The 11,890-nt window shown below is 45.2% G+C and carries 7 protein-coding genes; 5 read left to right on the plus strand and 2 right to left on the minus strand.

Going from position 1 to position 11,890, the window contains the following annotated elements; all coding sequences use genetic code 11:
* A partial coding sequence (locus IV04_RS26950) for a hypothetical protein (RefSeq protein WP_231566343.1) occupies positions 1-416 on the minus strand: 416 nt, incomplete at its 3' end.
* Between the two features lie 452 nt (positions 417-868).
* Positions 869-4,135: an ATP-binding protein gene (locus tag IV04_RS24835; RefSeq protein ID WP_051916952.1), complete on the minus strand. Its 3,267-nt coding sequence runs from the start codon at positions 4,133-4,135 to the stop codon at positions 869-871.
* 404 nt (positions 4,136-4,539) lie between these two features.
* On the opposite strand from IV04_RS24835, the gene IV04_RS23005 reads away from it, so the two are divergent.
* From IV04_RS23005 to IV04_RS23025, 5 genes are all read left to right on the plus strand, one after another.
* Complete coding sequence (locus IV04_RS23005) at positions 4,540-5,184, plus strand: response regulator transcription factor (RefSeq protein WP_037404650.1); 645 nt, start codon at positions 4,540-4,542, stop codon at positions 5,182-5,184.
* 502 nt (positions 5,185-5,686) lie between these two features.
* Positions 5,687-7,918 (plus strand): type I secretion system permease/ATPase, encoded by a 2,232-nt coding sequence (locus tag IV04_RS23010; protein ID WP_081893282.1) that lies wholly within the window; start codon positions 5,687-5,689, stop codon positions 7,916-7,918.
* 49 nt (positions 7,919-7,967) lie between these two features.
* Positions 7,968-9,221, plus strand: a complete 1,254-nt coding sequence (locus tag IV04_RS23015) for an HlyD family type I secretion periplasmic adaptor subunit (RefSeq protein WP_037404651.1) — start codon at positions 7,968-7,970, stop codon at positions 9,219-9,221.
* A gap of 6 nt (positions 9,222-9,227) precedes the next feature.
* Positions 9,228-10,853: a TolC family protein gene (locus IV04_RS23020; protein WP_081893283.1), complete on the plus strand. Its 1,626-nt coding sequence runs from the start codon at positions 9,228-9,230 to the stop codon at positions 10,851-10,853.
* Positions 10,854-11,200: 347 nt separating this feature from the next.
* Complete coding sequence (locus IV04_RS23025) at positions 11,201-11,851, plus strand: response regulator transcription factor (RefSeq protein WP_037404652.1); 651 nt, start codon at positions 11,201-11,203, stop codon at positions 11,849-11,851.
* The last annotated feature ends 39 nt before the right edge of the window (positions 11,852-11,890 follow it).

Below are 11,890 nucleotides of genomic sequence, written 5' to 3' on the forward strand. Positions count from 1 at the left end.
GATTTTTCGGGGGGATTACCCAATCCTTCTTTCTGACCTTGCTGTGCCAATTTAAGCAGTTTGCTCTCGGCAAGCTCGTTGCAGGGCAACATTAGTTGCCCACATCTATCCAGGATAAAACAGTTTCCATTGAAGCTGAATTTAGGAAGTATCGCCACCAGTTTCTCTGTTGACTCCTCAAAAACCAGCGTGCCAAACTTTTCATCGTTGGATTTCCACAAGGTATAAACAGTACGGAATACGGGTTTGTTCTCTTTGCTTACTGGATGGGGGAACCAATACGGGACGGGACTGGTCGTAACGAGCGACCTGATTCCTCGTTTGGGGCTGTCACCGGTTTTATGTCTCGGCTTAACTGCTTCAACAATACAGAACGGGGTTGTGATAATAAGCGCTCTACAATTGCCTGTTCCCAAGATACTATCGTGAGTATCAAAAGTTTTTTATCCACACTGTAAATATAGCGTTAAACTCGCCGCCGTAGCGCTCTTCAGCATTGAGAGCAATCGGATAAATATTTTTGCCAAGGAGTGTAATACCCAGGGGTATCCATACCTGTCAGGGGGGACCGTCATCACCAGTCTAGGCCAGCTCTCTGCGTGGATATTAGCAATCACGCTTTCGCCATTCGTTTTAAAATGCAAAAGAGTGGCTTGAGCTACAGAACTTGCCCGAGATTCTCGATATTTTTCAAGTATTATCCCATTACGTCAAGGTGGTTGAGAAAAGAACCGGTAATACCGAGGTGCCACTTGAGCATAGGGATAAAAAACTAAGCTCAGCTCAGTCAAAATGAATATGGTGCATTGTTAGAGTGTTGTCAGTGATACCTCTTGGCCAATTTCTTTTAGTCTCTGTGTGTCTCCAGTCAAATTGCCAGCGTGTAGAGGCCAACTAAAATTGATCGACGTCTAAGTTGTAACTTATGCTGAAGCTGGTGCAGGAATGGTTCAAGTTGCATCATGGCTTCTACCCTCCCAAATCTGAGATGCGATTCAATTTCTGCCAGTTCTTTTTCAGCCTCTGGAAAGTGGTAGACACTCAGCGCTCCTCGGAGTTTATGCAATTCCTTCAGAAGACCCGCTGTATCGCCAATAGCTTTCGTCTCACGAATCGCATCAAAAGATGACTGGCATGTGTATTCAAAGATATCCCACATATCTTCTGGTAATGCTTGCTGGTTCAATAGTGCGCTGACCTGATTTTCTGCTTGTAGTAGTGCTTCATCAAAAGCCGTTTCCAAGTTGCATACCTCCAGCAGCAATTGCTTCAACTCTTTTAATAATAGCGGCTTGATGAGCACCCGTACCATTCCCGCCGACGAGCATTTTATGTATTCTTGCGGGGTCGCATCCGCCGTCACTGCCACCACTGGCATTTTGGGGTAAGCAGCTTGCACCCTTCGTGCCAGGCTATACCCATCCATACCCGGCATAGACAGGTCAGTTAGCAAAACATCAAATTGTTCATGCTGTAATCGAGCTAATGCTTGCTCTCCCTCTTCGACCAAACACACAGTGCAACCCAATAGCCGCAGTTGTTCTTCAAGCAGGTGCCGATTAAATGGGTTATCTTCAACCACCAAAACCCGCAAGTTACGTGGTAAAGGCTGTTCATCCTGTACAGGCAACGGCAGGTGATGCCCCTGTAAGCTATGGCCTAAGGCCAAGGCCAAGCCGCTAATGCCATACATTGATGTGCTCAAGATCCGCCCGGTAACAACGGGAATAACCGGGCCGTCACTACGGCAGTCAATCACCCATGAAGCGTGTTCAATCAAACGATTCTCATCATCAGGATGCCAGGACGTTTGGTCGCCCCATAACACTAGAGTCTGTAAGGACTCTAACGGCATGTCATCAATTTGCGTCGGGTGCTGATAGCTTTCCACCTCCAGCCCCCACGCCGTTAATACCTTTGCCAGATATGCCCGAGACTCTGGTTCTGCTGCCAGCACACAGATTCGCTCTCCATGGAAAAATGGATGAACAACCTGCCCTGTGGCTTGAGATAGCGGCAACGACAGGCGAAACACGCTCCCTTCACCTGGTTCGCTGGTGACAGACAATTCCCCATGCATGGCTTCCGTAAAGCGCTTACACAGTGCCAGTCCCAGCCCGGTTCCGCCGTAACGCCGCCTGATGGTTACATCTGTCTGGTTGAACGCTTGAAATATTTGTTGCTGCTGCAACGTCGACATACCAATCCCGGTATCTTCGACCTCAAAATATATTAATGAAGCAGGGGCATCCACGCGAATTCGTAGCATCACTTTCCCCTGCTCGGTAAATTTTAGCGCATTCGATAACAGATTGTTGAGCACTTGCCCCAGACAGTCTGGATCGCCGAGCATCAGTTGGCTTGTGGTATCCCCTAGCTCCCCCAACAGAACCAGCCCTTTCGCTCGGGCGATTGGTGCAAAGATCTCCAATTCGCGGCTTGCAACGTCCAACGCATCAAACTCAATATGCTCCAAATGCAATTCACCGGCCTCTATCTTGGATAAATCCAGTACATCACTGATGGTCGACAGCAACCTGTCTGATGCATGACGGACAATAGCCAAGCGAGCACGCTGTTCGTCCAACGTTGAATGGGCTAACAGTTCAAGGTTGCCAAGGATTGCATTAAGAGGAGTACGGATCTCATGGCTCATGGCTGCCAGGAAATAAGATTTGGCAGCGCTGGCTTTGTCGGCAGACTCTTTGGCTGCAATCAAATGTTGCTCCAGCTGTTTTTTGTCTGTGATGTCAATAAAAGCCACAACCAACGCATCTTCTCCCCGGTAGCGAGCAGGTGCCATACTGACGGCCAGATTAACTGGCAGGCCATCGTGTGTGCAAAAGGTGAATTCCTGCAGCAAAAATCCATTTTCTGATGTCTTTGTCTGCTGGCGGTAGCACTCGGCAAGGACTGCTGGCAGGCTGTTTCCTCTGGTTTGCAACCGTACCTGTGTTTGAGTCATGACCGGGCTACGCAACAACGGCTCACCATTTTTCAACCTTAACAGCCCTAGCCCCACAGGCGCAGTTTCAATCAGGGAAAGGCTGAGTTGTTCGCTTTCCAAGACCTGTTGAGACTGTCTGAAAAATGGACGGAAGAGGTAAAACTTAAAATAGATCAGAAGGCACCAGACAAGCAGTATGGAGCCAAAAGTAATTAGAGCATCATCGCCAACCTGACGAACAACAGTTGAAACAATTTGGCGCCATGGACAGTGAAACACCAGAAACCAGCCAGTCTCCCCCAGTGTCGCAACGAAAGTGACCCCTTCTTCCTGCAGTTCTGTTGGGTGTTTCTTACCCTGTATAGCGGGTTGTCCAAAAAACCGCTCACCCCGCTGGTTGATGATATCGCCTTGTTTTGACAAAAGAGTATAAGTGCCCTGCTTATCCTCTGGCATAGAAGTTAGCATCAACGCAGATGGACTGGACTCTATGACAAGAACGGCAAACGGTACGTTATCACGCAGGAGCGGCGCAGCCAGCCGCAGTACTTTTTCACCTGAATATGGGTTTATGTATGGAGGCATCCAATACGTGCGGTTTGCGCCATGAGCCTTCTCTCCCCAACCCGATGAAAACACCGTCTTATCGACATCTTGCGTTAGCAAATTCAGATAATACTTGGGAGCTGATTTAAACTGTTCGCGCCTAGCCAAGGATGGGGCAGGAATAATACCAACCATCTCATGTCCGACGCTGTATAAGTAACTGGAGAGAATATCTTTTTGCATCGTCAGACTATCTGCAGAAATCACCTTTCCTAGGTAAGAACTCAAACTCAAGAAGTGCCTGAGCACTTTTTTATCAACGGTTAAATTTTTGTTATTATAAACCCATTGTGAAGTTGACGCAGATGCAGGCTTTAAAAACAATTGATTATCATTAAGGTAGAATTGGCGCACGTAGTCGTTGTTGAGCTTAATGTTTTCCTTTAAAAGGATTTCTGCACCCACCAACATCGTACTGAAAGTATTTTCCAAGCGGACAATTTCTCTCTCTAACATAGCATGCTCACCAGTAAAATCTTGGTGTAACATTTCGATATGATTGAGTACAGCGGTTTTTACCCCAATAGTAAAAACCAAGAGGAGCATGAAAGTACTAAAGAAACCGAAACCAAAAACCAACATGTGTTGATAACGGCGAAAGCGAATAAGGGACTCTATATGGGAAGTTAACACGGCATTATAAACGAAATGAAGATGGCTTTCGTCCTCAGGAAAAGTATTATCATGAAGTATAGAAAGAGTATGCGAAATACCTCAGCGGCAAGAAACGAACTAATCCTAGTATTAATTACGAAATAGCTGACAAAAACGAAGCTCATCCCCTAATAGTTCGGTTTACATAAATAAAAACATAGCCGATCATGTAATGAGTGTGTTTAGGTATTGTTGATATCCCTGAGGTTTAAAGGGGCATCAGTATCGCAATAAAAATTAGACGAACTCCCCAAAAAAAGCCTATGCTTTTCTAATCATATGTAGCTATCGCTAAACAAGAACAGTCATCGCATAAAGGATATGGTTAGAATATGAAAATTCGCCTTTTGTTAGCTGACGATCACCCTGCGCTGTTGGCGGGATTGACACATGAACTAGCTCAACTACCTACCTTGGAGATTGTAGGCTCAGCGCTGGATTCTGATGAGTTGGTCGAACTATTACACCGTACAGAATGTGATGTGTTGGTCACTGATTACGTTATGCCTGGGGGGAGATACGGCGACGGTATTGGCCTGCTGTCACACATCCGGCGCGTAAAACCGCAATTGAAGATCATCGTTTTCACCACGCTGGAAAACCAGGCCCTTGCGCAAGAGTTGGCAAAGATTGGAGTAAACGGTGTGTTGGGGAAAACACAGCATGTTAGTCAACTCATCTCGGCAGTCCATGCTGTTTATGCTGGTTCAAACTACTTCCCCACCCATGATCTGGTAACAGGCCATAGTGGTATCAAACAGAACCCGGTTTCAAATCTGGCCCTGACCAAACGCGAGATGGAAGTCGTGCGACTTTACGTTTCAGGTTTATCAGTTAATGAGATCGCTTCTCAGTTACACCGAACCAAACAAACGATCAGCTCCCAGAAAGCCAGTGCCATGCGTAAGTTAGGTATATCACGCGATGCGGACCTCTTCCGTTTTGCGTTTGAATCAGGTATGACGAATGGACAGTAATATTATTATATTCAATAAAATACAAAGCTTCCCCTTCAAATGACATGGATGTTTCTGCATTACTCGGTCCATCTGGGGCCGTCCTTAAACGGGAACAGGATATACTTGCTACACTTCAAATTACATAAGCATTAGCTGCACGCTGTACCCCATCCGTACCTTGATTTATTTGGGATACAATGCGTAACATACTAAAGAAATTAACAATTTTCATATAAAGTTAATATCAGGAATTAATTTAAACTGCCGAATCAAAAAGCAGCGAGTAAGGAGAATCCTTACTTTAGTACTGGTCCTACCCCCTATCATTTCAATTCGAACATACCTGACAGACACAGAAGCTGCAGAAATTTAAAGTGTATCCCCATAGCAAGTGTGAAGGGGATAATTATTTTCCTGACTCCCTTTCCTCATATTTTTACAGATATAGCCACACAGACTGTGTCTTTTAATAAATCTTTGCAAGCGCCAGGGTCAATTAAGACACCAAAGGATTATAAACATGCAGCCAGAAAAAAATCATTTGAATCAAAATGAGAATGAGAACTCGTTTACTCTTCCGCCACCAGATCGAATTGTAGACACTTTGCTTGAATGCACCCTGTGGATGTGTGAATACCAGGGTTCACCTCGGAGCATTGAAAGCCTTTGTGCTGGGTTACCTAAAGGCAATCACCTAACTCCATCGCAAGCTCTGGCTGCATTAAGTAACGCGGGCCTTACAGCAGGAACTGTTCGTCGTCGGGCACACGAATTTTCCCCGCATCTGATGCCTATCATTTTGCTACGTAAAGATCGTGGGGCAGTGATTCTGCTTGCTTCTCGTCGTGATGACGAAGGTAAACTGCGTTTTCAAATCATTTTGCCTGAAATCGGTGTGGATTCACCCGTAGAAATAGGTCAAGAGGAACTCTCAACTTGGTATTCAGAACATGCCATTTTGGTCAAACCCAGTGCGCAGGTCGATGCTCGTGCAGGAGAGGAAACACCACATTCATCAGGGCATTGGCTGTTCAGTACCCTGTGGCGTTATCGCAGTTATTACCGTAGTGCAGCGCTAGCTGCGGTCATTGTTAATATTCTGGCTCTGTCCAGCATATTCTTTACGATGAACGTCTATGACCGCGTGGTTCCAAACCAGGCCTACGTTACACTTTGGTCATTGGCTGTCGGCGTAGCTATCGCCATGTGTTTTGAAGCAATAACTCGGTTTGTACGAGCAAATTTATTGGACATGGCGGCGAAAAAAGCCGACTTGGTATTAGGTTCCCAGTTGTTCCGTCAGGCACTAGGGGTGCGAATGGAACATAAGCCACCTTCGGCTGGGGCCTTTGCCAACCAGTTGCGAGAATTTGAATCAGTCCGCGACTTTTTTACTTCGGCTACCTTGGCGGCCATATCTGATTTACCGTTTGTTTTACTGTTTGTTGGCGTGATCTTTGTCATAGGTGGCTCGCTGGGATGGATACCGCTGATGATGATACCTTGCATCATTATTATCAGCGTGCTCATTCAATGGCCACTGGCTCGTACTATGCGCGAAAACCTGCGTGAGTCGTCACTCAAACAGGGGGTTTTACTGGAATCAATCGAGGGGATGGAAACACTCAAGTCTGTTGGCGGTGAAGGCTATATGACACGTCGCTGGGAAGCGTTCAGCGCAGCCGCTGCCAGTACCTCGATGAAATCACGCAAACTCACCAGCACAGCGCTGAACTTGGTGACTTTCCTGCAACAGTTGCAAACCGTGATTATTATTGTGTTCGGTGTTTATTTGATCGGCAATGGCTCACTTTCTCAGGGGGCTCTGATAGGTACCGTGATGTTGGCAGGGCGTGCAACGGCGCCACTGACACAGGTTGCAGGGTTAGCCGTACGTTTTCAGCAAGCCAAAGCGGCGATGACATCTTTGAATCGCCTTATGGATATGCCACTCGATCGTGAGAATGATAAGAAATATTTGCCTTTGCCTTCACTAAAAGGGCAATTGGAGCTTAAAGGGATCAAGTTCGCTTATCCAGCACCGCCAGATAAACCTAATCAGCCTGTGCTTGAAGGTATCAATGTTTCAATCGCACCCAATGAGCGAGTTGCGATACTGGGGAAAATTGGTAGTGGTAAGTCAACATTGCTGCGCCTACTTGCGCGCCTTTATCAGCCGACTGGTGGACAAATGATGATTGGGGGGATCGATGTGGCACAGATTGACCCAGCTGACTGGCGTGGAACCGTAGGATATGTCGGCCAGGAAGCACGCCTGTTTTATGGTACTTTGCGCGAAAATATCATGATTGGTCGCCCAGATGCTTCCACTGATGAACTTTTGAAAGTGTTACAAATGACAGGGTTGGATCAGATTGCACAAAAGCATCCAATGGGAATCAACCTGCCTATCGGCGAAATGGGCGAAGGTCTGTCTGGAGGACAGCGCCAACTGGTTTCTTTGGCACGCAGTTTGTTAGCTCGCCCACAAATATTATTGCTAGACGAACCCACAAGTTCTATGGATACGCAAACTGAAGCCCTTTTTATGGCGCGACTTAATAACGCTACTAAGGACCAAACTCTGATACTGGTGACTCATCGAACTTCATTACTGAATTTGGTTGATAGGATCTTGATTGTTGATGAAGGGCGTATCGTTGCTGATGGGCCAAAAAATGAAATCATCGCTGCTCTGACTGCAACGGCCGATCGTGAATCAACAGGCAAAGTGCCATCTAACGTTAAATAAATTATTCAGGTTGAACGCCTGCCAGTAAAGTAGATTAAGGAATTTAGACGTGTTTAATAAAGTACTTGGCCGCTTTAAGCGTGCCGCGAAACCGGCTGCTTTAAAAGCAGGTGATGAAGCATTTATGAGTGATTTACGTGAGTCACTGCTTATTCAATCAGCTCCAAACTCACGAGCCGTTTTATATATTATTTGTATTATTTTGATAACGGGAGGTGTCTGGGCACATTATGCGAAGGTTGAAGAAATAACCCAAGGTGAAGGGAAAATCATCTCTAAAAGCCGTGAGCAAGTTATAGAAAGTTTGGAAGGTGGGATTATTGAAGAGATGTTGGTGCGAGAAGGCGATATTGTTGAAAAAGGTCAACCCCTGCTCAAAATAGATCCCACTCGCGCAAGCTCAACTTATCAGGAAATGAACGCCAAACTGATGGGACTAAAAGCTATGGTAGCGCGGTTAGAATCCGAGGCCTATCAGAAGCCGCTGCAGTTTCCTGAAGAGTTAAAGAATTATCCTTTGATGATAGAACAGGAAACCAAGGCTTACGAATCACGAAAGAAATCCCTTGATGACAGTTTGAGTGCATTGCAACGCAGTCGTGATCTTATTTTGAAAGAAATTTCTATGACTGCACCATTGGCGTCACGTGGTTTGATCTCGGAAGTGGAAATTCTACGCATGAAGCGCCAAGCTAATGATCTGGATGTCCAGATCGTAGAACGTCGCAACCGCTACCAAGGTGATGCAAACACTGAATTGAATAAAGCTGAACTTGAGGTTGCACAGTTAATCGAAGGTCAGGTTGGCCGCAAAGATGTACTTGAGCGAACGACTATTGTCGCACCGGTTTACGGGACAGTGAAAAACGTCAAAATCAACACCATTGGCGGAGTTGTTCAGCCTGGTGGTGACATTATGGAGATTGTTCCTCTGGAAGATCAGTTGATTGTGGAAGGGCAAATTAAACCACAAGACGTGGCTTTCCTACGACCAGGGCTTCCGGCAACGGTTAAGGTTTCTGCTTATGACTACGGTATTTACGGGGGTCTGAAAGGAAAAGTAGTCCATATAAGCCCAGACACGTTGCAGGATGAAAAGAAATTAGCTGCTGGTCGCCCAGATGCCATTTACTATCGGGTCCAAATACTCACCGATACCAGTTGGTTGGAGTCTGCCGGTAAGAAATTACCGATTATTCCGGGTATGACAGCAACCGTAGAAATACGCACAGGCACAAAAACAATTTTAGATTATTTATTGAAACCAGTGTTTAAAGCCAGAGAAGCATTTCGCGAGAGATAATAAATTATGAAATTAAATAGAAGAAAAATTCGCCCACTAAAACCGAATGTTTTAATGCTGAATGCTTCAATGCGGTTTCTACTGTGTGCCGGTATTACTTCTTCATTTATGTTGCATGCCAGGGCTAATACACAGGACGTGGTACTAATAGCAGCAGAGGATGCACCTAAACGGGTTTCATCCTGGAGCTTATTTTCATCTGCAGAGAAATCAAAGAATACCGAGTTCCGTGGTACGTTTGGTGAGTATCGCCTGATTGCTGAACAGGCTCAGAAATTATCGCCAGCTAAAGAAGCCACAGACAAGTCGGCAGATAAACAGGATATTAAGCTGGTAACAGCATCTAAAGCTACAGAATATATATCGAGTCAAAAGCAGATTTCTCGCCAAGACCGTGAACGTGGTGAGATGGGGAGTGATGCATTTAGAGTTATTTTGGCCAATGCGTTAAAACGGGCTGTCGAACGCAGTCCTTCACTAAAACAAGCCAGTGCGGCTCTTGGTGCTGCAAATGCTGACGTGCGTGAAGCCCAAGGGCAGCGCTGGCCACAAATTGATGTGAGTGCCAATTCGCGTTCAAGATCGTTAGGCGGCGGTTCTAATAACGTTGCTCAAGCAGTTAACCTGAATATGACGACTACAGTGTACGATTGGGGACGTACCGGGAAATTGATCGATAGCAGAAAAGAGCTGAGCGCTGCAGCAGTCCAAAAATATATGCTCAATGTGGAGATTTTAGCCCAAGACGTTACCAGTACCCTCCTGGAGAAAGAGAAAGCGAGTCGGGTAGCGAATATCAACCAACAGTATGCAGAACGGATGAAACAGTTGGTTGATATGCTGGCGGATATAGTAGCTGTGGACAATGGGCGTGCCAGTGAGTTGGTACAGGCACGTGCCAGATTGTTAGAAGCCGAATCCAGCAAGGAAACATGGCTAGCAAGGGAAAGAGATGCAGAAATAAAACTGTATAAATTGATTGGCAAAAACAACATCAAAATTCCAAAGAATATTAAGTTTACATTACCAGATGTCGAGTTGGAGAAATTGCTATCAGTAGCCCAGAATCACCCTGCTTTATTACAAGCAGAAGCAGAGGCAAAAGCGTCAAAGCTTCAAGCTGAATCCCTGCGCGCTGCGGAAAAACCACAGGTCAATTGGGTGGTAACAAAATCAACAGGCAAAGATGATTTTGGCCGTGAAGATCCTTGGCAGACCATGGTAACCGTAAGTTGGCCTATTTTCCGTGGCGGCTCAGCCACAGCGGCACGAGAAGCCGCGTTACTAAGGGCGGAAGCTGATCTTGAAAATAAAGAACAACAGCAAATGGATCTTGAATTTGAGGCTCGTGCCGCAGTTCAAGATGCTAATACTTTGCTCACAAGGGCAAATCTTTACATCAATTTGATTGCAGAAACAGAAAGGGTAAAGACTGCATTTTTTGACCAGTGGTATAACCTGGGGCGTCGAACACTTCTTGATGTTCTGATTGCTGAGAGTGATTACAACAATAATCGTATTAATGAAGTTTCATATCGCTTTGATAGCTATCTTGCGGTAGTAAAAGCTTATGGAAGCACGGGGATGTTAAGCCGCTGGTTATTTAATGATTTGAGTGATGTAGGACGCTAGTCCTTGAAAAAGTTTCCTAAAATAAAGGTATTAGTGAAAGGTGTCTAAACCCCTCGTGGGAAAAATGAAAGAAACTCCACTATTCGAAATAGCGTAGTGTTTTTTTGCTATCGAATGATAAAAAACTATTCGAGTTGCTGTTCAAAAATGCAATACGTTTTTGAACAGCACTTGTGCAGAACCTGAAAAACCAGGCCCAACATGGGTAGCGTTATGTAGCCAATACATATGCAACTTGAGGTATGACGGTATAGATGCTTACCTGTCACTCTCAATGTGTTTAGCATAGGACAATGCGATAACTCTTTATTTACACCAAGGATACGATTTTACTTACTGGATGAGTTATGAATATTAATATTACTATTGCGGACGATCACCCAGCGATACTTTCAGGTATTTCATATGAATTATCAACGATTCGTACGCTAAATATTGTTGGGAAGGCGAAAAACTCAACAGAGATCCTGGACGTATTAAACCAGAAAGATTGTGACGTTCTTATAACGGATTATGTAATGCCAGGGGGTATTGCTGGAGATGGGATGGCAATGCTTTCTTTCTTAAGGCGCCATTATCCTGAATTAAAGATTATTGTTTTTACCATTATAGATAACTCGGCAATTGTTGCTGAGATACTCAAGTTAGGCGTGGGATCAGTTCTGAACAAGGTTGAAGATACTGGACACCTTATATCGGCAATACATGCTGTGTATGCTGGGGCCACCTATATTTCACCTCACTTCAAATCAGTGGCACAAGGTTTGGGGAGCAATGTGGCTTCGCGTACCACAAGTCATAAACTGACAAGACGAGAAGCGGAGGTTATTAGGCTGTATGTTTCGGGGATGTCTGTCAACGATATTGCAAGCCAATTAAAGCGAACTAAACAAACGATCAGTTCTCAGAAAACCAGTGCTATGCGTAAACTTCAAATATCAAGAGATGCTGACCTGTTTCGCTTTGCTTTCGAAACGGGCTTAACCAGTGTTGGATAAGTGATTGTTGGACTCATATGTATTAGCTCAGACCTGATC

Origin of the sequence: Serratia sp. Ag1, assembly GCF_000743355.1 — a bacterium.
Classification (GTDB): Bacteria; Pseudomonadota; Gammaproteobacteria; order Enterobacterales; family Enterobacteriaceae; genus Chania.

What these genes read in the sequence shown, in the direction of transcription:
- IV04_RS24835 (WP_051916952.1), bottom strand. Translation starts at nt 4,135, where the DNA reads ATGTTGGTTTTTGGTTTCGGTTTCTTTAGTACTTTCATGCTCCTCTTG.
- IV04_RS23005 (WP_037404650.1), top strand. Translation starts at nt 4,540, where the DNA reads ATGAAAATTCGCCTTTTGTTAGCTGACGATCACCCTGCGCTGTTGGCG.
- IV04_RS23010 (WP_081893282.1), top strand. Translation starts at nt 5,687, where the DNA reads ATGCAGCCAGAAAAAAATCATTTGAATCAAAATGAGAATGAGAACTCG.
- IV04_RS23020 (WP_081893283.1), top strand. Translation starts at nt 9,228, where the DNA reads ATGAAATTAAATAGAAGAAAAATTCGCCCACTAAAACCGAATGTTTTA.
- IV04_RS23025 (WP_037404652.1), top strand. Translation starts at nt 11,201, where the DNA reads ATGAATATTAATATTACTATTGCGGACGATCACCCAGCGATACTTTCA.